Below are 23,973 nucleotides of genomic sequence, written 5' to 3'. Positions count from 1 at the left end.
GATAATTGAAAACTGAAAATTATGATTACCAAGATAAATAAAATATTATGTGGAAGCCTGATGTGCTGCGGTATCGCCGCAGCACTGGCTGGCTGCACCGATACTTGGGACGACCACTACGACAGTCTGGGTGGCGGTGAGAATGGTGTGCACGAAGGTACCATCTGGTCTGCTATCAAGAGTAATCCTAACATGAGCAACTTCGCTAAGCTCATCGAGGGATGTGATTATGTGGACCGTCTGAATGGTAGCCAGGTGTTCACGGTGTTTGTACCTACCAACGACGACTTCTCTGCTGCCGAGGCCGACGCGCTGATTGCAGAGTACAAGGCTCAGGCCGAAAAGGTGCTGCCCGAGAACAATACGGTTGTCAAGGAGTTCATTCAGAACCACATGGCGCTCTATAACCACTCGTTCACCAATATGCGCACCGATACCATGGTGCTGATGAACGGTAAGTATGCTATCGTTAATCCTGATACGACTATCAATGGCGTGAAGATGACCAACATCAACCAGCTCTACAGCAATGGTGTGCTCTTCACCATGGATAAGAAACTGGCATTCGAACCGAATGTGTTCGAGGCTTTCCGCAAGGACGCTGACTTCGACAGCATCCGCAGTTTCATGTATAATAGTCATTTCTATTATAAGGTGTTTCTGCCCAACCAGAGTGTTACCGGTAGTATCGTCAACGGTAAGACGCAGTATCTGGACTCTGTGTTCGCACAGCGCAACGAGCTCTACAGCTATGTGGGCCTGATCAACTCTGAGGATAGTGACTATGTGATGGTGGCTCCTACCAATGCGGTGTGGAAACAGCTCATCGAGGAGTATCAGCCTTATTTCGACTATCCTGAGAAACTGCAGGATCGCGACTCAATGGCTTATACCAATGCTCGCCTGGCTATCGTCGAGGGTACTACCTTCAGTCGTACGTTCAACACGGATCAGTCGCTCAACGACTCTGCCATGTCAACATCTTGTACCCGCAGCTACACTTCTCGTAAGTCTATCTGGGGTGGCGTGCCCTTCGAGTACTATCAGTACTATATGCCTAAGGCTGCCAAGGGCGCTCTGAACCAGACGGAGATTATGCACTGCAGTAATGGTGAGGTGCGCAAGGCTACGGAGTGGAACATCGACAAGCGCATGACTTTCCATTCTTTCCGTATCGCTGAAAATTACGACTTGAAGGAGGTGAAGAAGGACTATGACAACAGCACCAAGGACTCTATCGATGCTGTGAGCCATGTAATCGACTATGTGACTGCCGACAATAAGCAGTTCTACAACAAGGTGTGGAACAACTCGTTCACGACCTTCGAGTCGCAGGTGGCTACTTCTAACCACTGGATGACTTATACCATCCCTGGTGTTCTTTCTAATATTAGTTATGACATCTACTTGGTTTACGTGCCTGCTCTGGCTGCTGATACTACAGCTACCCCTGAGCAGCGTCTGCCAACAAAGTTCAAGGCTAAGCTCATCTCTCCGGGATTGCCTTCAGATGGTTTGGACCTCCAGAACGAGGCCGATCCCTACTTCCAGTCAAAGGGTTCTGCCTATCAGCCTGATCCAGATCGCATCTGCTATGTGAAACTGGCTGACGACTTCACGTTCCCCAAGGCTACCTATGGCGTGGGCGACGAGACCATGAAGACGTATCTGAGAATTGATTCAAGTGTATCAAACAACGAGCTGAGAAAGAAGACGCATACACGTACCATGCGTATCAACTGTATCCTGGTAGTGCCTCACGGCAGCATCGAACTGGTTGACGCTCTGCCTGCAACAGTGGGTACTGGCAACAAGATGACTAAGATTTCTGAGCCGGCTGTAGGAAAGCCTGGCGTCCTGTTGTATCCTCACGGACAATACGACGACAGAGACTATAAGGCTTGGTACATGCAACGCTAATGTTCACATGACTAAAATAAAAGAAAGAACGATATGAAACGATATATCTTATTTGGAATGACGCTGCTGATGGCTTTCCCTCTCTGTGCTGTTGCGCAGGACGAAGATACTGAAGAGGAAGAGGAGGTTGTTCAGGTAAAGCGTGTAGTAAGGGTTCAGAAGCACTACGAGACGCGTACCGTCAAGGGTTATGTGTTCGACGCTGCTTCGCAAAAGCCTGTGTCGGGTGCCATCGTCCGCGCAGCCGATATCGATGGTTATAGTGTGCTGACCGACGATGATGGTAGCTACTCTCTGAAGTTGCCTCTCTTCTCTACGTCACTCTATATTTCTTCTCCCGACCACAACCCCGTGAAGATCGGTTTGTCCAAGGACGAGGCTCAGAAGAGCGTGAATCTGTATCCTTCTGCTTTCACTGCCGAGTATGGCGTGCAGACCAACGTACGTGGTGACTACGAGGCTACTGATTTCAAATATTCTCCTGCCATCAATATCAAGGACGAGGTGCAGAAGCAGCTCGGTGGTCAGGTCTACACCATCAACCGCAGCGGTACGCCCGGTATCGGTAGCGTGATGTTCATGCAGGGTCTCAACTCGCTGAACGTGAACGCCCAGCCACTGATCGTCATCGACGACGTGATTATCGACCAGCAGTATGGCCGCACCTTGCTGCACGATGGCTTCTATAATGATGTGCTGAACAACATCAACCCTGCTGACATCGAGAAGGTCACCGTGGTTCGTAATGGTACGGCTCTCTACGGTTCCAAGGGCGCCAATGGTGTCATCCTGATCCAGACACGCCGCAACAAGTCTATGGCTACGCGTATCACGGCCAATATCTCTGCCGGCGTCACCATGGAGCCCAACTATATCTCGGTGATGAATGCTGACCAGTATCGCAGCTATGCGTCTGAGATGCTGAAATCTACGAATACCACACTGCGCGACTTCAAGTTCCTGAAGTCTGAGTACGATGCTAGGGGTAATAAGTACTATTACTATGATCAGTATCATCAGAACACGGACTGGAAGGATTATGTGTATCGCACGGCCATGACACAGAACTATGGTATCAATGTCGAGGGTGGTGACGATGTGGCTAACTACAACTTGTCTGTGGGCTATACCAATGCAAAGAGCACCATGAAGTATAATGATATGGACCGTCTGAACGTGCGTTTCAATACGGACATCTCTCTGAGCAACAAATTGTCTGTTCGCTTCGATGCTTCTTTTGCTAACCAGACACGCGACATCCGTAATGATGGTGCTCCCGAGGGCTATGACGAGGGTACGCCTATCGCTCCTTCTTTCCTGGCCTACGTGAAGAGCCCCTTCATGAGTGCTTACAGCTATGGTCACGACGAGACGGGAGCCGGCCGCTTCTCTAAGGAGCACTACGACATCGACACGGAGTCTTACCTGAGCGAGGCCTTGGCCAACTACAACAACTACAACTGGCAGTTGGGCAACCCCGCAGCTATCAACCAGTATGCTGAGGCTAATACCAAGAACCGTTTCGAGACATCTATGCTGAACCTCACGGTGACGCCAAAACTGGAGATTGCACGCGACCTCTACGTGAGCGAGCACTTCAGCTATAACCTGGTGAACACCAACGAGATGTTCTATATCCCCATCAACGGTACACCTAGCTATTATGTATCTAGCCTGGGTGGCTACCGTCAGAACGAGACTCGCTCACTGGCTTCTAAGCAGAACTCAGTGATGAGTGACACCCGTATCGACTGGAAGAAGCGTTTCGACGCTCACTTCCTCCATATCTTCGGTGGTGCCCGCATCAACTGGGAGAGCTTCACTTCTACTTCTCAGGTGGGTTACAACACTGGTAGTGATAAGACGCCGTTCCTGAGTGGTTCTCTGCAGGACAAGGATGTTGTGGGTATCAGTGAGAACTGGAACTCGCTCTCTTGGTATGCACAGGCTGAGTACAACTACAAGGGACGCTACTATGCACAGGCCAACCTGACCATCGACGGTTCTTCTCGCTTCGGTCAGGAGGGTGGCGACTTCCGCCTCTTCAAGGCTGCTTGGGGCGTGTTCCCCAGCTTCCAGGCCGGATGGGTTGTCACCAACGAGCCTTGGATGGCCGACGTGAAGGGTATCGACTACCTGAAGCTCTCTGCCGGTTACGACATCAGTGGTAACGACGATATCGACTACTATGCTGCTCGCAGTTATTTCCGTGCTTCTCAGTTCCTCCACACCATCTCTGGTATTGCTTTCGAGGGTATCGGTAACACGAAGATTCAGTGGGAGACCACCCGTCGCCTGAACCTGGGTCTTGAGGGTAGCTTCTTCGACAACCGCCTGAGCTTGGGCTTCAACTACTTCCGTTCTAAGACCGACAACCTGCTCACACTCCAGCAGCTGGGCTACCTCAGTGGTCTGAAGGAGAACTGGTCTAATGGTGGTAAACTGAAGAACGAGGGCTTCGACGTGAGCTTCACGGCTAAGGTGCTCAACCTGAAGAACTGGCAGTGGCAGATTGGTGCCAGCGCTGGTCACTATAAGAACCAGATCACCGAACTGCCTGATGGTAAGCAGTTCGTTGACAACGAGATCTATGGTGCTACCGTTCGCACACAGGTGGGTGGCGTAGCCAACGCTTTCTATGGCTACAAGACTCTGGGCGTCTTCAGCACCACGGCCGAGGCTCAGGCTGCTTCTGCTGCTGCCGCTGGTGCCGCTACCTATGATCCCAACGGTCTCTATTTCGTTGGCGAGAATGGTGTTGACCATGTGTACTTCGAGGCTGGCGATATGCATTTCGCCGACCTGAACAACGATGGCATGATTACAGATGCTGACCGCACCTTCATCGGTGATCCTAATCCTGATATCTACGGTAATATCTTCACTTCTCTGTCGTTCAAGCGCTTTAAGCTGGATGTCAACTTCAACTACTCTCTGGGTAACGATATCTACAACTATATGCGCTCACAGCTCGAGGGTGGCTCTCGCTTCATGAACCAGACAACGGCTATGCTTCGTCGCTGGCAGGTGGAGGGACAGCAGACGGATATTCCTCGTATCACTTTCCAGGATCCTATGGACAACGCACGCTTCAGCGACCGCTGGATAGAGGATGGTTCTTACCTGCGTCTGAAGAGCGTCACACTCTCTTACGACCTGCCTGTGAAGTCTGAGTATCTGCAGGGCTTCCAGTTCTGGATCCAGGGCAACAACCTGCTCACCTTCACCAAGTATCTGGGCAGCGATCCTGAGATGACTGCTACGTCAAGTGTCATCGGTCAGGGCTTCGACCTGGGCCGCCTGGGCCAGAGCCGCAGCATCGTGGCTGGTGTGAAGATCAACCTGTAAGTAATTGAGAATTGATAATTGACAATTGATAATTGATAATTGACAATTGATAATTGACAATTGAAAACTAAAAGATTATGAATATTAAAAATATATATCGTAAAGGGGCTGGATCAATGGTCTGCGGCATCGCCGCAGCCATGATGGCTCTTCCCGTGCTTACTTCGTGTGAGGATTTCTTCACGCAGGAGAGCGATGATGTTCTCTATGCTGACCAGGAGCACCTGAATATTGCTGAGGACTCTATCTATTCTGTCACGGGTATCCTCACAAAGTTGCAGGCGCTGGCCGACCGCACCATCCTGCTGGGTGAACTGCGTGGCGACTTGGTGGACCTGACCACTGTGGCTAACAATGACCTGCGCGAAATCTATGAGTTCAATGTCAGCGATGATAATAAGTATAATCAGCCTAGCGACTACTATGCTGTCATCAATAACTGTAACTACTTCATCGAACATGTGGATACGGCGCTGCACGACAACCGTGGCGAGATTATCTTCATGAAGGAGTATTGCGCTGTGAAGGCTATCCGTGCCTGGACTTACCTGCAGCTGGTGCTCAACTATGGTGAGGTGCCTTTCTTCGACAAGGCATTGCTCAGTAAGGAGCAGGCCGAGCAGGCTGAGAGTGCCGGTAAGAAGAACATCGAGGAGATCTGTACGTATTTCATCAACGACCTGGCTACGCTGCCCGAGCGCTACAACACCGAACTGCCTGGCTATCGTCAGATTCGTGGTTTGGAGTCTAAACTGCTCTACTTCCCCTTGAGCATCGTTCGTGGCGACCTCTACTTGTGGCGTGCTACCATGACCGGTAATGTGGAGGACTATAAGAATGCTGCCCGTCACTACTATAAGTATATCAGCGAGCGCAATGGTGCTTTCTCTGCTTATCCTACAACGGAGAGTCGTGTCTGCTGGACACCTGGTCAGACCAACTGGAGCAGCCGTACTGTTTACTCAGATGTGGCTTCTTTCTCTGAATCGGTGAATGCCAATGCTGAGTTGATCTCGCTGATCGCTGGCGACTCTATCCGTGCTGAGGGTCACTACAGCGAACTGCGTAACATCTTCACGTCTACTAAACTGAATGACTATAAGGTGAGCGTAACGCCTTCTCAGCGTCTGTTCGATATCTCTGAGGCTCAGAACAACTGTGTGCTGGCTGCCAATGGTCTGAGTGTTTACTACGCTCCTAAGGGTCTGAATGAACACAGGTCTGGCGACCTGCGTCTGTCATGGTATTACGATCAGTCTTATACCATCGATGCTGTTTCCAACAAGCGTATCGATACGCAGGACATCTCTAAGTACAACTCTCGTAACGTGCATATCTACCGTCGTACCATGGTGTATATGCGCTTGGCTGAGGCCCTCAATGGTGCCGGCTATCCCCGCATGGCGTTCCAGATTCTGGCCGAGGGTCTGAGCAACAAGGCTATCGAGGAGAATGTGATGTCTCGCTACTTCAACTACGATGCTGAGAACGACACCGTCGTGATGTCTCAGAAGGACTCTCTCTTCTTGGCTGAGTTCAACTTCGACAACAACCTGTATGGTGTCTGCGACAACCTGGATCTGGCTAAGACGACTGCTGCTGGTCACAACCAGATTGGTATCCACATGCGTGGTTCAGGTTACACACCTATGGACACTACTTATGTGCTGCCTCACGACACCATCGAGACCGACCCCGTGAAGCGTGCTAAGCTCATCAAGGAGCAGCAGGCTGCTGTCGATACGCTCTTGCTCACAGAGTCTGCGCTGGAGTTTGCGTTCGAGGGTACCCGCTATTACGATATCATGCGCTTCGCCAAGCGTCAGGCCAACCCTGCCGCTGCCATGAAGCAGATCATCGAAGCCCGTCGCGGTACAAAGGGCACCACGTCTGTGCCTCTCACCGACGAGAGCTCTTGGTTCCTGAAGTGGAACGGCAAGCTCGGTGTCTTCAAGAACTAAGCATTGCTGAGAAAAAAGGAGTAAAGGACCGAGACCGTAGTCTATCTACGCGTCTCATCCTCTACTCCTTTTTTCGTTTCAAGTTCTTGGTTTCAAGTTCTTGGTTTCAAGTTTCAGGTTTCAAGTTTAATGTTTAATCTTTCGCTCGGCTTTGCCGCTTGGCTCCGCCAAGAATGTTTAATCTTTAATCTATCGTCTTAACTCCTTTAACTCCTTAACTCCTAACATAATGAAACTCTCTTCCATCTTCCTTCTTACATCTTCCCTCATCCTTCTCTCCTGCACCTCCACCCCTCAGGCCGACCTGCTCACCCTTTCCATCGACAACTACAAGCCCGTCGACGAGTTTGTAGATGCCTATGAGGCTATCAGCAGTCAGCCCGGACTGCAGTCGGGTAGGGACTACGACCTGGAGAAGACGGTGCGGGTGCTCAATGCGCTGGAGCTGGCACAGGTGCGCTCTGAGAGTTTCGACGAGTTCCTCGACTATATGGCGCGTCAGGACTATACTGGCGTGGCGCCCGATGTGCTGGAGGCCAAGCGCAAGTTGTTCCCTGTCCTGGAATATACGTATCGGTTGCGTGAGCAGGACGAGCAGCTGTCGGATGCGTGGATGCTGATGCGTGGTGCTGCCAGGGGAGGGGAGACGCTCGTCCGTAATACCTCGGCCAGCACGCTCCTCCGTGCCGCCCTGGGCGATATGTTCGCCGTCCTGGGCATCGTCAATGGCGAGGATGCCGAGCGCTCCACCAACGAGGCCTTCGCCCAGTACGAAAAGGATAAGAAACTGAAGTCCCAGCTCCGTGACGACCTCCAGAAGCTCCGCGCCTCCTACCGCCAGTACCTGGAGGACTACACCCCTATCTACAAGAAATACATGCAGGAGTACGATGCCCTCTGCATCGAGAAGGACAAGGCCTACCTCGACCTCTATGCCGGCCGCACCGACGAAGCCCTCTCTCACACCTCCTCCATCCTCCAGAAATACCCCGACAACCCCGAGGCCATGCTCCTCCACGCCATGGCGCTCATCATCCAGTCTAAAGGGTTCAAGGTTCAAGGTTCAAAGGTTCAAGGTGATGGTTTCAAGTTTCAGGTTTCAGGTTCCAACCTCCCTGATTCCGTAATTCCGACTCCCGTGATTCCGGATTCAGCCCTCTTCCCTCTTCCCTCTTCCCTCAGCAATTGTCAATTGTCAATTGTCAATTATCAATTATCAATTGCTTCGCAGACGCTCGCGCGCTACGCGACTCGCTACCCCTCCCGCACGGCTCCTGCCTTGGTTCTCGAGGGGCTCTTGCAACAGCAGTTGGGTAATGAGGAGGCGGCTATGAGTTGCTTCCATCAGGCCAGCGTGGAGTATCCGCGTCAGGCGGCACAGCTCACGGATATGCTCGACAGCTATAACCGCCGTAACTACCTCTCTCGGACGCCCGAGGGACAGTACCTGCGGCGTCTCTATGCTTCTACGATGGAGGGCTATGGTCTCTTCTCGCCCAACCTCCTGAAGGCGAAGCATTATGCCGACCAGGGGAAGATGGAACAGAGCCGTGAGGAGATCTATAACCATTTCTTCCGTCGTGGCAACCAGGGTATCTACGACGAACTGCTCTCTGATATGCAGTTCTGCGAGGAGAACCTCTACGGGGCGTTCAAGGGGTTGCTCCTGGAGTCGTCGTATATCGATGTGAGCATCGAACCGGAGTCGGAGTGGCTCTTCTGGGATAGTGATGATGTGATGCGGGTGAGGATCAACAACCGGTCCGACCTGGACTTGGAGAATGTGCGGGTTTTCCTCTGCATCCACTACACGGATATGTATAAGGATGAGTACGATGTCATCAAGGTGCCGCATACGGCGAATATCATCGCAAAGCATACCACGGCCGACCTCGACACCGTCACCCTGCGCTATCCGGGAAAGACGTATAAGGATATCACGCGTATCCGTGCTATCGCCATGACCGACGACCGCATCTGTTGGGTGGATGATGTCAACTATAAGCAGTCGCATGCGCTGAGTTTCCTGCGTGGCGGTCAGCGTGATGCCAGTGCCCTGCAGGCGCAGGCCCGCGAGGAGTACCTGCGCAACTACTCCCTGGAGCCCCGGAAACTGCAGCGCGCCCTCCGTGAGGGTATCACCATCCTGCCTCCCGAGGAGGACCCCACGGCCGACCGCTCGTGGTGGGACACGTTCCTCTCTTGGTTCTCCAGTCCTGACAATGACTTGAAGCTGGAGCTCCCCCGTGTGCTCGCCATGACCGATCCTGTCTTCTCTCTCCACCCTCTGGATAGTGATGATGCCATCACGCCCGAGGAGAACTATCTCTCTGGCACCACTATCCACCTCCGCTTCCCCTGTGTCCCCGCCTATGGTGACCATCTCCCCCTGTATATCTACACCGAGTCTGCCACCTTCCAAGTCGACATCCTCTACCGCGGCAAGGACTCCCAGATCGTCTCTGTCACCATCCTCTAATCTCACACAGAAATCACGGAAGGTTTAGCTCGACGGCCCGAAGGGGAAAGTCAAATCACAGAAATGGGGAATCGTAGACGATTCCGGGGATAGGGGGCGCCTAAAGGCTCAAAATTATAAGAAAATTAAAATAAAAAAATTATAAGGACCTAAAGGTCCGGAAATAAAGTCACACAGAAATCACGGAAATCACAGAAATGGGGAATCGTAGACGATTCCGGATGAGGGTCGCCTAAAGGCTCAAAATTATAAGAAAATTAAAATAGAAAATTATAAGGACCTAAAGGTCCGGAAATGGAGGAGTGCCTCTAACGAGGCAGAAATCGAACAAAATCAAAACAAATCGAGCAAATTTTTATTTTGAACATTAATTATCATGTAATTTAACCCATTCGCTCGGCCCTTTGGGACGCTTTTACCAAGGTCAAAGACCGACTAAAAGAATTGTCTTTAATTGCTTCGCAGCATATTTACGACCAACTCAATTGCTTTGAAAAAAAATAATTAATGAAAAATTAATGTTCCAATTATATGGCAATTATATGTTGAAAAAGAAAAATCATTGATGTTAGGGGTTTGGGCACCTTGGGCAAGGTATATATGTTTTTTCTTGTTTTTTCAAAAATTATTTGTTCGATTTTGAATAGATTTGTTCGATTTCTGGCCGATAGGCCACTCCTTTATTTCTAGACCTTTAGGTCTTTATAATTTTAGAAATTAATTTTTTTATAATTTTGAGCCGATAGGCGACCATGAAAAAAGCCCGGCGTAGGCCGGGCTGTATAGAGAGATTTTGTGGGGGAGACGGGTTAGAGAGAGTACTCCAGCATGATGAAGGTGTAGGGAGCCACGTCGAGGGTGAACTTCTTCTGAGCCTTGATAGTCTCCTTCTGAGGCGCGATGGGCTGCTTGTCGTAGTTGTTCTCATCATTGGCAGCACCAGTGAGGACAGTCTTCACGGCCGTCTTCTTAATACCGAAGCGACCCAGGTTGATATTGGCCTTCTTGGCCTCGTCAGAGGCATTACAGATCTTTACGTAGAGCTTACGCGTCTTCACATTGAGGATGACAGACTGACCATAGTGCACGTTCTCCTGAGGCTGGATGACATCAGCGGCATCGCCCTCGAACTTCACACAGTCACCATAGTAATACTGACCGCTTGACTGACCGAAGAGCTGCTGCACATAATAGCTGCAGGTGAGGTAAGCACGCTCGTTATCGAAATAGATCATGTCGGGGTTCCAGTTGGTATTGTCCTTACGGGCGAAGAGAGGAGCATAAGAGGTCATAGACACGATATCACCATTACGCTCTACATGGAGCAGGTACAGACCCTCGGCCAGGGCGTCGATGAGCTTCTTGTCCTTGGCAGCATACTCACCCAGATAGACCTTCGTCTTGCGGTCGCGGGGGTAGTTGTCGTACTGGCGCTTGTTGAGGAAATAGCTGTTGGGCTCATAGTAGTGCTCGTCGATGATAGGCATGCCCAGCTCGTTGGCCAGCTTCCAACCATTCTCGAGGTCGGCATTACCGGGGTGAGAGCCAGGACCGGCGGTACCAACGATGATAATCTCGGGGTGGGCCTTGGTGACACGCTCGTAGATATACTTGAAACGCTCAACGAACTCAGGTGATATCTTCTCCTCATTACCCAGACCCAGATATTTCAGGTTGAAGGGTTTGGGATGACCGGCATCAGCACGCATCTTTGCCCATTTATTCGTGGCGGGGTCGCCATTGGCCCACTCGATGAGGTCGATAGCCTCAGCCACCCACTCGTCCATCTCGCTCATAGGAACGGCATCCTGTGCCTGTGTGGGGTACATGTTCCATCCACCATTGGCACCCTGACAGCTGACACCACAGGGGAGGATAGGCAGGGGCTCCATGCCGAGGTCCTCACAGAACTGGAAATACTCGAAATAGCCAAGACCCATGCTCTGATGATAACCCCATGTGTTCTTCAGACCCTTACGCTGCTCCTTAGGACCGATGGTGGTCTTCCAGCGGTAGGTATCCCAGAAACCGTCGCCACCGCCATGAACGACACAGCCGCCGGGGAAACGCATGAACTTTGGATGCAGGTCAGCCAGTGCCTGAGCGAGGTCCTTTCTGAGGCCATGACCCTTATAGGTATCCTCGGGCATCAGTGACACCTGGTCGATATCGAGGTCGCCCAGTGTGAGCACCAGAATCTGCAGAGAAGCATTCTTACAGTCAGCCTCGGGCACGAGGACAGCCTCGCACTTCTGCCATGACTTAGCGTCGATCTCGAGGTGTGCCTCAGCCAGGAGTTTGGGATCTTTGCCCCAGCCCTGAGGCTCTACGAGGGCGATACGGATCTGGAAGGCTGATGGCTGATGGCTGATGGCTGATGGGATGCGGAAGAAGGCAGAGAAGTCATATTTCTCGCCAGCCTTCACGCTGATACCGTTGAAACCGGTGTTTTCTATACCGAAGCCTTTCCAGCCTTTATAGTCATAATACTCCTTGACACGCTCTGTGTGCAGACGCATATACGTGGGGTTGTTCGGGTGGATAGGGTTATCCATACGTACCTGGAGGGTACCCAGTGAGTGGCCCGGACGAATCTGTTTCCATGCGGTGCCTGCGCCCCAGCCGTCACGCTCTCCGGGGTTGAACTCGAAAGAGCCGTTCTGGAGGAGTTCGGCATAGAGGCCGCCATCGGCTGCGCTACTGATATCCTCGAAGAAGATACCGATCAATTCGTCACTGATTGCCTTTCCGCCAGCAGGGGCTTTCATTGTTTTCTGGGCTTGCATACCCAGTGTTGCTGCCATCATTGCAGCGCCAAGAAATAATACTTTCTTCATTATTTGTAATCGTTAAAGGTTTTTATGTTTGGTGCAAAGGTAATAATTACACTTGAAAATACAAAGAAAATTATGTTTTATTCACACAGAGGGAGAGGCACGGTAATTGATATTTTGGGAAAACAGGAATAACCTTAATGGCTTTTTTTATGAACATTAATTACCATTAATTGGAACATTAATTTTTCATTAATTATTTTTCTTGAACAAAGAAGCAAGTGATGACGATTAACATCAATGGCATTTTTTATGAACATTAATTACCTTTAATTGGAACATTAATTTTTCATTAATTATTATTCTTGTGCGAGACACTGTGGGGGGATTCATATTCTGCGCAGCAATTAATGAGAATTAATGGTTTAACTAAAGTTTCGCAAGTGATGGCGCACCTGCATAATTTAACATAAAATAGGAATAAAAAAGGCTTCGAAGTTTGTGTAACTCACAGGAAATGAGTACCTTTATAATCGCCAAAAAATAAAGTTCAAACTTAGAAGCCGTGAGCAAAGGTACAACAATTATTTCAGATTTGAGAAGCTTTTTCTCAGAAAATGAGAATAACCGTGCAATTAATGCGATTATGAGAGTGATGGAGTGCATAAACATACGTCCGGAGCAGATAGGGACAGAGAAGAAAGAGAACTGCAAGTTCACGAACGTGCAGGTCCTTAATCTTTTGATGCTGTTCCCTTTCTTCGTCGTCAGGAATGCATACCGGTACTCTGGCTCTTCATTAAGCCGCTTGTTCTGTTGTGAGAAGGACATGTTCTATCGTTTTATGAATGATGGTGATATCAAGTGGCGCAAACTGCTGTATGCGATGAACCTCCAGCTGCTGCGTAAGATCAGCCGTAGCACCGAGGCTGAGCATGACAAGCCCGTCTGCCTGATTATCGATGACACAGACGCTCCAAAGAGTGGTCGCAAGAGTGAACTTATCGGCAAGGTTTTCTCTCATATCCAACATAAGAGCATCCTCGGCTACAAATGTCTGACGCTGCTTCTGTGCGATGGCATGAGCCAATTGTTTCTCGATTTCTCGCTTCATGGTGAAGAAGGCAGTAATCCTGACAAGAAGCAAGGGTTGACGGACAAGCAACGCAGTGAGCGTTTCTCTGCCGACTATACGGGACAATGTGTTGAGGAGCGCATAAAAGAATACACCATGAAGAAGACTGACAAGGCAATCGAGATGGTGAAGTACGCTATCAAGCGTGGAATACGTTTCGACTATCTGCTGGTTGACAGTTGGTTTACCAGTGCAGACTTCGTTCGCCTGATTACCAGCCGCCACATCAAGTGTCATTTGATTGGTATGATAAAGATTGGAAAAACCAAATACCACACCCAGTGGGGTGATTTGACTGCTAAGCAGATTATCAAGAAGCTCCAGAAGCAGGGCCTCACCAAACATAACAGGACACTCAGATGTACCTACTGCACCATCGATGTGAAGTTTGCAGGTACCACCGTGCGTTTGTTCTTCTCGAAACGAGGCAGGAATGGGCTTTGGAATGGATTGCTCACTACGGACCTCTCGCTTAGTTTTCTCAAAGCATACAGGACGTACGCTATCCGCTGGACTACCGAGGTGGCTTATCACGACCAGAAGCAACTGCTCGACTTCGGCAGATGTCAGAGCGTACACTTCTCTGCACAGATTGCCAGCTTTACGCTGATCATGATGCAGTACAACATACTTTGCACGGTGAAGCGGTTTGAAGCCTACGAAACCGTCGGGGCGCTCTTCCGTGATACCACTGGCAACACTCTCGAGCTGTCCGCTTCGGACAGGATATGGGAACTTATATTGGACACCATCCTGGAAATCGCAGAGATGATCTCTGCCGATGCCAGTGAACTGCTTTCTGCGGTTATTGATGCCAATCCTAAGTTCCATAAGCTATATCAAATGTATAAATTAGTCGCTTGATGAATGAATATTCACTTGCGAAAGTTCAGTGGTTTAATTAATGGAAATTATATGTTAAAAATATCAATAATAATTACATGTTAAAAACAATAATAATTAGGCGTTAATTATTCGTCATCATATCCTAATAGGAATGAATAATCTGCGCCAAAAATTGGCTCCATTTTGCGATCTACGATGATACATTCATTAGTATCCTCATCATAAGCCCATCTCTCCCCTATCAGGCTCTCTTCTCCGAAATTAATTAAAAGACCTAATGGTTTACGTGTTAGGCGCAGATAGTTGCAAAGTTGAGCTCTATGAACAGGAGTAATACTAGTGACAGATTTCAATTCAATAATGATATCGCCTACAACAATATCCATCTTATACTTCTTATCAAGTAGACGTTTCTTATAATAAATATCTATTTCCTTTTCCCGCTCATTTTCAATACCACGGTCTTGCAGTTCGATGTGCAAAGCCTCTTGATAGACTGGTTCTAAAAGACCCCAACTTAGTTCTGAATGCACCGTCATAGCGGCGCCAATGATTTTATATACCTGATCTGAATACTTGGATATGTTAAGCATGATTAGTGACTATTTTGTATTTCAACGCTAATAAAGGTGATTTATTTTTTATGGAGGTGAAAAATTTTGGAGTATAACATAAATTACCCCTACTTTTACTGAAAAGCAATTAATGACAATTAATGGTTAAATTACATGATAATTAATGTTTAAAATATACTGGCATCAACGTTTTAAATGCTTTCCGTGTTTTCTGTGTGCCCCCTCCCGCTCACGCTTTAGCGCGAGCCAATTAATGAAAAATTAATGTTCCAATTAATGGTAATTAATGTTCATAATAAATTTCCTTTTTGTTCTCGTCATCGTTATGGTATCGCTATTCTATCCCGGTTTTTATTGTTTTTTTTCAAATCATCCAAAATCCGTGCCATCCGTGCCATCTGTGCGACCTAAAATTCTTTCCGTGTGCGCACCCATTTCACCGACCCATTCCCCCTTTTCATCCGTTAAATCAGTTAAATCCGTGGTCAAACCAATAAAAACTTGCAATTTCTTTCCGGTTTCAGTTTAATTTCGTACCTTTGCACCGATATACACGTCTCTGTTTGCCAAAATGAACAGTTTTGTGTAGTATCAAGACAGGTGACTCTGCCGCCGTTCTGAAGGTCTTGTTTATCATGACTGACAAGGGAAAACGCAAAGGCATGACGAACCAACGGGATGGGGCCCTGTGCACCCATAAAAGTAGAAATTGTCCAAACAGCCCACTGTGCGGACCAAGCGGAACTCGTATCTAATGGAACGTAGCGACATAACTGCAACAGACAACAAAGAAAAACGATGGTGCATCCTCCGTCATCCGGATGCCGACCTCATTGGTGAGATTCTCGGTGGCAAACGAAAAGTCTTCGATGCCTCTGGGGAAGTCTCGTATTCATATAATTTCTTCATCCCCTTCCAGGATTTGAAGCTCAGGCGCCGCAAGGCGCAGGAGTCCCCTGAGGACGACTTCAAGGACTATGATGCCATGCTCGATGAGCGTGCGCTGCGCAGCGACCTGCACCATTTCATCTTTATCCATGAGTCGAAGGATAACGTGAAGAAACTCCTCAATGCCTCATGGAACAAAGCGCTCACCCATCGTCTCTATGCCTATCGTGATGAGCATGGCGACCCGGTGGAGGTCAGCCATGCCGAGGTGGAGCGTTTCAAGACCGTCATCAAGCGTTACGACTTCCAGATTGTCAATGGCGAGCCCACCGACGAAGTCCGTGAGGGCGACCGTGTCACCGTTGTCAGTGGTCCCATGGCAGGCAGCGATGGTATCATCAAGGAGATCCGTGAGCGTGAGGGCCAGATCCTCCTCACCATCACCTTCGCGATGTTCCAGGACAAGATGCATGTCGCCGTCCCCGGCATCCGTATCTCCGATGTCCGCTTGACGTCTGCAGAGGCCCAGCAGCTCATCCAGGACCCTGTCATCGGTCATTTCGAGGACCAGCTCATCGAGCTCCTCTGCCATCTGCATGGTAAGAAAGGCTCCCACGAGCTCAACAAGGAAGACCAGCGCCAGCTCCGCTTCCTCTACCAATATACTGGCATCCAGTTCGACGACCCCGCCAACCGCGCCAAGTTCGCCGCCCTGATGCTCATCTGCGCCTACCTCATGAACGACAAAGACGAGGTAGCCCGCCGCCAACAAGAAGTGGAACGATGTCTGATGTCTGAAGTAGAAAAGATGTCTGATGTTATGGTTCAAGGTTCAAGGTTCAAGGTTCAAGGTTCTGAACTCCGTGACTCCGTGACTCCGGATCCCGTAATTCCGGGCTCCGCCCTCCGTGAATCCGTAGTCCGTGAATCCGTAGTTCCAGGCTCCGTCCTCCGTGACTCCGTGAATCCGGGCTCCGTCCTCCGTGATTCCGTGACTCCGGTCCCCGTGATTCCAAACAATGACATCTCATGTTATTTAACGATGTCATTGTTCATCGTCACTCACAATCCTGAGTACCGCTGTCAGGTGAAGGCCTGGCGTCAGTCGCACCCCGACTGTCCCCTTGTCATCCGCCGTTTCCTCTCCATCGCGAAACAGATACGGTGTTAGTCCTCGCCTTTAGGCGACTCAATTAATGAAAAATTAATGTTCCAATTAATGATAATTACATGTTCAAGAGAATTTATCGTCATAGTTGAAACTGTTTTTTCCTGTTTTTGCCTCGGATGCTTTCTGCGGTTCGTTAAGCGAACCCATTGATAGCACGGTCTTTGTGCGAGAACGCGTTCTCAGGCACAAACGAGCGAGGTAGCAATGAGGCCATAGGCTGCAGACAGCAGTAGAGGAGTTTTTATTGTTTTTTTCAATTTCAACATTTTGCTCGATTTTGATAAGATTTGCAGGATTTCTTGCGTCCCTTCGGTAGCAAGCGAGCAGAGCTCGAGCGCTGCCTCGCAAGAGGCACTCCTTCATTTCTAGGACCTTTAGGTCCCTATAATTTTCGAATTTAATTTTCTTCAAATTTTGAGCTTCGCGACCCCCTCCTCACGCTTTAGCGTGAACCTTCCGTGTTTCCGTGCAATTCGTACTTCCGTGTTCGCCCTCAGCCTTCAGCCGTCATCCATCAGCCTTCATTCACGCGACAATCACCTGTCTGTCATTCCTGGGCCTCTAGGTTCCCATGTTTTTCTACAAGTAGAGAGCCTTCGGTGTTCAATATATAATTAGAGTTTATATGTCAGATAATAAAAAAGATAAACTAGTCAATGTACAGAGCAACTTGCTGCCTGCCCTGATGAAGGAGGTAGAAGGTAAGATAGTTGTTGTACGTGGACAAAAGGCATTGCTTGATCGCGATGTAGCTGCGCTGTATGGTGTGGAAACCAAGCGCGTTAATGAGGCGGTCAAGAACAACCCTCGAAAGTTCCGTGAAGGCTATGTTTTCGAGTTGACCAAGGAGGAATCCGGTGCTCTAAGGTCGAAAATTTCGACCATAGAAGTTCCAGCCCAGACCCTAGAACCCGTAAATGGCAAGGGACGTTATAGTAAATACAACTTCAAAGCGTTCACTTCTAGAGGTTTGTATATGTTGGCCACGTGCCTGAAGTCCGATAGAGCTGCTGATGCTACTGTAGCTATTGTCGAGACTTTTGATAAGGTACAGACTTTAAAGCACGAGTTGTTAGAGCTGCATACAGAGACTGACAAAGAAAAGCAGGCATCCAAGATGCAGCACTTTGGCGAGGTACTCACGGATATCGTGATGCCTGAGCTCCAGACCGCAGAAACTGAGAGTTCACTAGAGATAAACTTCCTCATAGGAAAGATTAAACATACAGTGAAGCGCGTGCGACGTGAGGGCGATAAAAAGAAATAACCTTTTGTTTCCGCAGCACTACCAAAAGCTTTCCGACTTCAGACATCTCGCAGCACTTCGGACATCAGACATCTTCCGACATCAGACTTCGGACATCAGACATCATTTGTATGGCGCACCATTGCGGCAACTATCAAGGCTTACGGGTATCAGTTGCGGAGTCATACAAAGAATAAATGACAAAATGAAACTGGGTCAGTTGAAGGTTTAGCTCGACGGCCGATAGGGAAAGTCAACCGTCCCCCTGATTCATCTGTCCCTCTGCCATCTGGCGATTTTCGAATACTTTCGGAATATGAAAGAGATATTATTTAAAGACGAGTCAGCAAAGATTGTGGGGGCGATATTTGAGGTTCACAAACGCCTCGGTGTTGGCTTACTCGAAAAGGTGTACCAAGAGGCCTTGGCCATTGAACTAAAACACCGAAACATTCCTTTCGAGCGCGAAAAAAGGTTTGAAGTTTACTACAGAGACCAAAAACTGGATGCACAATACATAGCGGACTTTGTGTGCTATGACAAGATAATTGTCGAACTGAAGGCTGTGAGCGAACTTACAGACGTTCACAAAGCTCAGGTCCGCAATTACCTTTCTATCACAGGTTATAAACTGGGATTGCTGGTCAATTTCAATGAACTATATATGGAACCAGTGCGAGTCCTCAATAGTAATATTCGAGAGTAGTTTGAATCCCGAAAAAGCGCGAAAAGACGAAAAGATTACAAAAACAAATAGGTAGGTTATTACAGATGATAAGTTGTTTTTCTTTGGAAGTATCTTGAGAGTGAACTCTCAGAAGTACTTCAAAACAAAATCAACCTTTGCTTGCAGCAAAGCAATCATCACGATGATTGTCATCAGTAAGAACAAGTTTTCGCGTATTTCGGTATTTTAGCATTCTTTCGCAATAAAATTTGGATCACGAAAAAGCGCGAAAAGACGAAAATAATTGGAAGAATGGCCAGGGCATATAAGAAGACATATCTCAACGGAGCCATGCGCAACCTTGCCGTGATGATGGATTGCGGTGTGCGTAAGTACGGCTACACGATAGGCGAGTTCTACCAGAAGTTCTTGTCTAGCAGTGTGTCACGCCAGTTTTCACAGGGCAATCCCCGCTATCTGGTAGGCATGTCGGGTGCCGAGTTGGCCGATTTGGTCGTGCAGGAGTCAGGCGGCAGTATTTCCGACAAGAACGACGGCACTTACACCACCGGTCCCGAATATTGGGCAGGTTGGGTGTTGGCATACTACCAGTGGCTGTCACGCCGTAGTTTTGCCTTCATGCAGCGCAAAGGCCTTGGAGCCGATACAGTCGTAAGCATGTATCATCCTCTTCACGAGGCCGACCTCTCCAAGTTTGCCGATGTGGCCAATGGCATACTGACCGAAGGTGCCGACGCCAAAGTCCGCACCAACCTTGCCGAGTACCTCGAAAAGGGCATTGTTAAATAATAAACGAACACGGATCTAACGGACACCACGGATATAAGATGAGTGTTTTTATATTGATGATATGTTGAGATTATTTTGAGGTACTTCTGAAAGTATTCTTTCAAGATACCTCCAAACAATATCAACCTTTGTTCCCAACAAAGCAATCTTTCCTAAGATTGTCATCAAAATAAAAAGAGAATCCGTTCAATCCGAGCAATCCGTGTTCAAACAAAAACAAACATGTTAGATATAAAACAACAACAATGACACAACTTTCAGATAAAGACCATAAGGCGCAGATGGAGGACATGAAGTCCTTCGACGAGCAGATGCCGTGCGTGGGCATTTTCTGGTACGATCCAGAGGACAATACGCTGTTTGGCGTACGCAAGAAGGAACTGACGCCTCAGATGGTGGAGGAGTCGAGGGCCAAAGGAGTTGATGTCATAGATTATCCAATATCTTCCCTCTTACATCAAACATCTGACATCAAGCAACGCGAATGTGGCCGAGTAGCATGGACTATTGACAAGTTTATTGTGTTGGTGGGCAAGTGGGCAGAGCCAATTCAAGAGCAGCTCACCGAATTACTGGAACAGGAGTTCTCCCTGCCGTACTTCGAGTTCGTGTACGCGGAGTGTCCTCCCATTGAATTGGGAGGAACGGCTTCCGCCTAGAAGGGCTAATCTATTAAATCCACGGCTGGTCTGGCGACATGCCCACAACCCGGTAACCCTGCGGGAATAATTTCTTCCCTCAACCTGAGAAAATAATGCAAGAGCAGAGACCAAGCGCCTGATAAACGAAAACGAAGAATGGATAAAGCCCGCAATTTTAGGAACTACAAGGTATGGCAGGATGCGGTGGAGTATAGTACGAAGATCTACCAGCAGACAGATAAAATGCCTTGGTTCGAGAAGAAAGGGCTATGTGATCAACTTCAGCGGGCAGCAGTAAGTATTGGCAGCAACATTGCCGAAGGTTCTGCAAAGCCTTCAAATGTCGAGTTTGCTCACTATCTTGATACAGCTTTAGGCAGTGCTTACGAAGTTGAAACACAGCTGCTGATTGCAAACAAAATAGGATATATAGATAACGAAAAATATAAAGAGTTGCATAACGGAATCATCAACATCGAAAAGCAACTTGCGGGATTAATCCGTTCATTGCGTCAATAGTTTTGGTTTTCGTTATGGTTTTGGTTTCAAAAGTATGAAAACAGCATTAATTACTGGTATTACTGGTCAGGATGGTAGTTACTTGGCCGAGTTTTTATTAGAGAAGGGATATGATGTGCACGGCACTATCCGCCGCAGTAGCGTGGACTTCCGTGAGCGTATCGCTCACTTGGAGGGTACGCCTCATTTTCACCTGCACTATGCAGATTTGGGCGACTCTATGAGTGTGCTGGGCGTGATTGGTAAGGTACGCCCTGATGAGATATACAATCTGGCAGCACAGAGCCATGTGCAGGTCAGCTTCGACTCCCCCGAGTTCACCGCTGATGTCGATGCCGTTGGCGTCCTCCGCATCCTCGAGGCCGTCCGCCAGCTGGGTATGACTGATACCTGCCGTATCTATCAAGCATCTACCTCAGAGCTTTATGGTAAGGTAGAGGAAGTTCCCCAGAACGAGAACACGCCGTTCCATCCTTATAGTCCATACGCTGTTGCAAAACAGTATGGCTTCTGGATCGTGAAAGAATATCGTGAGGCATACAACATGTACTGCTGCTCAGGTATCTTGTTTAACCATGAGTCTGAGCGTCGTGGTGAGACTTTTGTCACCCGTAAGATTACCCTTGCAGCAGCACGTATCTCTCAGGGAGTACAGGATTGTCTCTATCTTGGTAACATGGATTCATTGCGCGATTGGGGCTATGCCAAGGACTATGTGGAGTGTATGTGGCTCATTCTTCAGCAGGATAAACCAGAGGACTTCGTGATTGCTACAGGTGTTCAGCACTCTGTTCGTGAATTCACGGAACTTGCTTTCAAACATGCAGGTATTGAACTCGAATTCAAGGGAAAAGGTCTTGACGAAGTTGGCGTAGTAAAAACCATCAACTCAGCCATCAGCCATCAGCCATCAGCCCTCAAACCCGGCGACGTAGTCGTAAGGGTTTCCCCTGACTTCTATCGTCCCACCGACGTCGTTAACCTTTGGGGCGATCCAACTAAGGCAAAAGCTAAGTTGGGCTGGAACCCAAACAAGACCAGCTTCGAGGAGTTGGTGAAGATTATGGTTGAACATGATATTGCCAAGGTTGCTGCTGAAGGAGCAGCTGCCAAGGTCCGCACCAACCTCGCTGAGTACCTCGAAAAGGGCATCGTAAAATAATAGAGCATCTAAAACGGAATTATTTAATATAACATCTAAAGACACGAAAAAGACGAAATATTAAAACTCTTCGAGATCTTCAATGCAAAATGGAGAATATCTAAAGATATGAAAGAAACGAAAAGATTAGAGTCTTTAGTGTTTTTCGATGTTAAATGCAAAAGTAATATAACATCTAAAGACACGAAAAAGACGAAATATTAAAACTCTTCGAGATCTTTAATGCAAAATGGAGAATATCTAAAGATATGAAAGAAACGAAAAGATTAGAGTCTTTAGTGTTTTTCGATGTTAAATGAAAAAGAAATGTCGCTGTTATACCCTAAGGAGTCTTACAAGATAACAGGTGCCATTTACGAGGTTCACAAAGAATTAGGCCCAGGACTTCTTGAAAAGGTTTACCAAGAAGCTCTCGAAAAGGAACTAAAACATCAGGGTATTCCGTTTGAGCGTGAAAAGAGCTTCACCATTATATATAAAGGCGAGGAGCTCGAACAGAAGTACATAGCTGACTTTGTATGTTTCGACAAAATAGTTGTAGAACTAAAAGCGGTAGAAGAACTTCTTCCTATTCATACAGCTCAAGTCATTAACTACCTCGCTATTACAGGATATAAGCTTGGTCTCTTGGTGAACTTCAATGACACAAAGGTAAAACCCGAACGAATAGTTCGGTATTAATTTAAACATCTAAATACGCGGAATATTCGAAAAAGAATGTAGATGATAAGTTGATGTTATTTGGAAGCATCTTGAAAGTTCGCTTTCAGAAGTGATTCAAAACAACAGCAACCTTTGTTTGCAACAAAGCAATCATAATGATGATTGTCGTCTACATTCAAAATTTAGTGTTTTTAGAGTTTTTCGATGTTAAAAATAAAAATATGATGAATCTTGATTCAAAGATATATGTCGCAGGACATAGAGGTATGGTAGGTAGCGCCATTGTCCGTGAACTGCAAAGACAAGGATATAATAATCTGGTGTTGAGAACCCACAAGGAGCTAGACCTCACCCGCCAAGATGCCGTAGAGGCCTTCTTTGCTCAGGAGAAGCCCGAGTACGTGTTCCTTGCAGCCGCCAAGGTAGGCGGCATTGTCGCCAACCAGAGCGCACTGGCCGACTTTATGTACGACAACATGATCCTCGAGATGAATGTCATCCATGCTGCATGGAAGAACGGTTGTAAGAAGCTCGAGTTCCTTGGTAGTTCTTGTATCTACCCCCGCATGGCTCCTCAGCCCATGCCCGAGAGCTGCCTGCTCACCAGTGAGCTGGAGAAGACCAACGAAGCCTATGCCCTGGCCAAGATTAGTGGCCTCAAGTACTGCGAGTTCCTCAACCGCCAGTACGGCACCGACTACATCTCCGTGATGCCCACCAACCTCTACGGTCCCAACGACAACTACCATCCTGAGCACAGCCACGTGCTCCCTGCTCTTATCCGTCGCTTCCATGAAGCCAAGGAGGCCGGTCTGAAGAGCGTCACCTGCTGGGGAGATGGCTCACCACTCCGTGAGTTCCTCTATGTGGACGACCTTGCCAACCTCTGTGTGTTCCTGATGAACAACTACTCAGGCAACGAAACGGTGAATGCAGGTACCGGTAAGGAGCTCACTATTAAGGCCCTCACAGAGCTGGTTGCCAAGGTGATAGGCTATAAGGGAAAAATAGAGTGGGATACCACTCGTCCGAATGGCACCCCACGCAAACTCCTCGATGTGAGCAAAGCCACTAAGTTGGGCTGGACCTACAAGACTGAACTTGAAGACGGTATCCGCCTGGCCTACGAGGACTTCCTGCACAACCCGATGCGTGCAGAACGCTAGCC

At 48.3% G+C, this 23,973-nt stretch carries 16 protein-coding genes; 14 read left to right on the top strand and 2 right to left on the bottom strand.

Going from position 1 to position 23,973, the window contains the following annotated elements; translation table 11 throughout:
• Positions 1–21: 21 nt before the first annotated feature.
• The 4 genes from L6466_RS13610 to L6466_RS13595 all read left to right on the top strand — a co-directional run bounded on the left by L6466_RS13610 (position 22) and on the right by L6466_RS13595 (position 9,708).
• Positions 22–1,920 carry a fasciclin domain-containing protein gene (locus tag L6466_RS13610; protein WP_237802523.1) on the top strand — a complete coding sequence of 633 codons (1,899 nt, stop codon included), beginning with the start codon at positions 22–24 and terminating at the stop codon, positions 1,918–1,920.
• A gap of 33 nt (positions 1,921–1,953) precedes the next feature.
• Positions 1,954–5,268 (top strand): SusC/RagA family TonB-linked outer membrane protein, encoded by a 3,315-nt coding sequence (locus L6466_RS13605; protein ID WP_237802524.1) that lies wholly within the window; start codon positions 1,954–1,956, stop codon positions 5,266–5,268.
• Positions 5,269–5,345: 77 nt separating this feature from the next.
• Positions 5,346–7,229, top strand: a complete 1,884-nt coding sequence (locus L6466_RS13600) for a RagB/SusD family nutrient uptake outer membrane protein (RefSeq protein ID WP_237802525.1) — start codon at positions 5,346–5,348, stop codon at positions 7,227–7,229.
• A 229-nt stretch (positions 7,230–7,458) separates the two neighbouring features.
• Positions 7,459–9,708, top strand: coding sequence for an MCP four helix bundle domain-containing protein (locus L6466_RS13595; protein ID WP_237802526.1), 2,250 nt, complete (start codon positions 7,459–7,461; stop codon positions 9,706–9,708).
• Between the two features lie 809 nt (positions 9,709–10,517).
• Here L6466_RS13595 and L6466_RS13590 read toward each other — a convergent pair.
• Positions 10,518–12,545 carry an alpha-L-arabinofuranosidase C-terminal domain-containing protein gene (locus tag L6466_RS13590; RefSeq protein WP_237802527.1) on the bottom strand — a complete coding sequence of 676 codons (2,028 nt, stop codon included), beginning with the start codon at positions 12,543–12,545 and terminating at the stop codon, positions 10,518–10,520.
• A 502-nt stretch (positions 12,546–13,047) separates the two neighbouring features.
• On the opposite strand from L6466_RS13590, the gene L6466_RS13585 reads away from it, so the two are divergent.
• On the top strand, positions 13,048–14,481 hold the full coding sequence (locus L6466_RS13585; RefSeq protein ID WP_431356501.1) for an IS4 family transposase: 1,434 nt from the start codon (positions 13,048–13,050) through the stop codon (positions 14,479–14,481).
• 107 nt (positions 14,482–14,588) lie between these two features.
• Here L6466_RS13585 and L6466_RS13580 read toward each other — a convergent pair whose 3' ends face one another.
• Positions 14,589–15,056 (bottom strand): GxxExxY protein, encoded by a 468-nt coding sequence (locus L6466_RS13580; RefSeq protein ID WP_237802528.1) that lies wholly within the window; start codon positions 15,054–15,056, stop codon positions 14,589–14,591.
• A gap of 736 nt (positions 15,057–15,792) precedes the next feature.
• Between L6466_RS13580 and nusG the strand changes: the two genes are divergently transcribed.
• The 9 genes from nusG to L6466_RS13535 all read left to right on the top strand — a co-directional run bounded on the left by nusG (position 15,793) and on the right by L6466_RS13535 (position 23,971).
• Positions 15,793–17,097, top strand: coding sequence for a transcription termination/antitermination protein NusG (nusG, locus tag L6466_RS13575; protein WP_237802529.1), 1,305 nt, complete (start codon positions 15,793–15,795; stop codon positions 17,095–17,097).
• A 625-nt stretch (positions 17,098–17,722) separates the two neighbouring features.
• Positions 17,723–18,364: an ORF6N domain-containing protein gene (locus L6466_RS13570; RefSeq protein WP_237802530.1), complete on the top strand. Its 642-nt coding sequence runs from the start codon at positions 17,723–17,725 to the stop codon at positions 18,362–18,364.
• A 295-nt stretch (positions 18,365–18,659) separates the two neighbouring features.
• Positions 18,660–19,049, top strand: coding sequence for a GxxExxY protein (locus L6466_RS13565; protein ID WP_237802531.1), 390 nt, complete (start codon positions 18,660–18,662; stop codon positions 19,047–19,049).
• Positions 19,050–19,322: 273 nt separating this feature from the next.
• The gene (locus tag L6466_RS13560; protein ID WP_237802532.1) at positions 19,323–19,820 is read left to right on the top strand and encodes a hypothetical protein; all 498 of its coding nucleotides are present in this window, start codon (positions 19,323–19,325) and stop codon (positions 19,818–19,820) included.
• Between the two features lie 245 nt (positions 19,821–20,065).
• Complete coding sequence (locus L6466_RS13555; RefSeq protein WP_237802533.1) at positions 20,066–20,479, top strand: hypothetical protein; 414 nt, start codon at positions 20,066–20,068, stop codon at positions 20,477–20,479.
• Positions 20,480–20,617: 138 nt separating this feature from the next.
• A complete protein-coding gene (locus tag L6466_RS13550; protein ID WP_237802534.1) occupies positions 20,618–20,980 on the top strand; it encodes a four helix bundle protein in 363 nt (120 codons plus the stop codon).
• Between the two features lie 34 nt (positions 20,981–21,014).
• Positions 21,015–22,142, top strand: a complete 1,128-nt coding sequence (gene gmd, locus L6466_RS13545; RefSeq protein WP_237802535.1) for a GDP-mannose 4,6-dehydratase — start codon at positions 21,015–21,017, stop codon at positions 22,140–22,142.
• A gap of 288 nt (positions 22,143–22,430) precedes the next feature.
• A complete protein-coding gene (locus L6466_RS13540; protein ID WP_237812990.1) occupies positions 22,431–22,823 on the top strand; it encodes a GxxExxY protein in 393 nt (130 codons plus the stop codon).
• A gap of 203 nt (positions 22,824–23,026) precedes the next feature.
• Positions 23,027–23,971 carry a GDP-L-fucose synthase family protein gene (locus L6466_RS13535; RefSeq protein ID WP_237802537.1) on the top strand — a complete coding sequence of 315 codons (945 nt, stop codon included), beginning with the start codon at positions 23,027–23,029 and terminating at the stop codon, positions 23,969–23,971.
• Positions 23,972–23,973: the final 2 nt, after the last annotated feature.

The organism is Prevotella communis (genome assembly GCF_022024175.1).
In the GTDB taxonomy this organism is placed as follows: Bacteria; Bacteroidota; Bacteroidia; order Bacteroidales; family Bacteroidaceae; genus Prevotella; species Prevotella communis.
Note: the sequence above shows the minus strand (reverse complement) of the source record. Positions and strands in the feature narration are given on the sequence as shown.

Excerpts from the sequence above, each read along its gene's own strand:
- L6466_RS13550 (WP_237802534.1), top strand. The coding sequence starts at position 20,618 with ATGGATAAAGCCCGCAATTTTAGGAACTACAAGGTATGGCAGGATGCG.
- L6466_RS13580 (WP_237802528.1), bottom strand. The coding sequence starts at position 15,056 with ATGCTTAACATATCCAAGTATTCAGATCAGGTATATAAAATCATTGGC.
- nusG (WP_237802529.1), top strand. The coding sequence starts at position 15,793 with ATGGAACGTAGCGACATAACTGCAACAGACAACAAAGAAAAACGATGG.
- L6466_RS13605 (WP_237802524.1), top strand. The coding sequence starts at position 1,954 with ATGAAACGATATATCTTATTTGGAATGACGCTGCTGATGGCTTTCCCT.
- L6466_RS13600 (WP_237802525.1), top strand. The coding sequence starts at position 5,346 with ATGAATATTAAAAATATATATCGTAAAGGGGCTGGATCAATGGTCTGC.
- L6466_RS13535 (WP_237802537.1), top strand. The coding sequence starts at position 23,027 with ATGATGAATCTTGATTCAAAGATATATGTCGCAGGACATAGAGGTATG.
- L6466_RS13590 (WP_237802527.1), bottom strand. The coding sequence starts at position 12,545 with ATGAAGAAAGTATTATTTCTTGGCGCTGCAATGATGGCAGCAACACTG.
- gmd (WP_237802535.1), top strand. The coding sequence starts at position 21,015 with ATGAAAACAGCATTAATTACTGGTATTACTGGTCAGGATGGTAGTTAC.
- L6466_RS13555 (WP_237802533.1), top strand. The coding sequence starts at position 20,066 with ATGACACAACTTTCAGATAAAGACCATAAGGCGCAGATGGAGGACATG.
- L6466_RS13595 (WP_237802526.1), top strand. The coding sequence starts at position 7,459 with ATGAAACTCTCTTCCATCTTCCTTCTTACATCTTCCCTCATCCTTCTC.
- L6466_RS13570 (WP_237802530.1), top strand. The coding sequence starts at position 17,723 with ATGTCAGATAATAAAAAAGATAAACTAGTCAATGTACAGAGCAACTTG.
- L6466_RS13540 (WP_237812990.1), top strand. The coding sequence starts at position 22,431 with ATGTTAAATGAAAAAGAAATGTCGCTGTTATACCCTAAGGAGTCTTAC.
- L6466_RS13565 (WP_237802531.1), top strand. The coding sequence starts at position 18,660 with ATGAAAGAGATATTATTTAAAGACGAGTCAGCAAAGATTGTGGGGGCG.
- L6466_RS13560 (WP_237802532.1), top strand. The coding sequence starts at position 19,323 with ATGGCCAGGGCATATAAGAAGACATATCTCAACGGAGCCATGCGCAAC.
- L6466_RS13610 (WP_237802523.1), top strand. The coding sequence starts at position 22 with ATGATTACCAAGATAAATAAAATATTATGTGGAAGCCTGATGTGCTGC.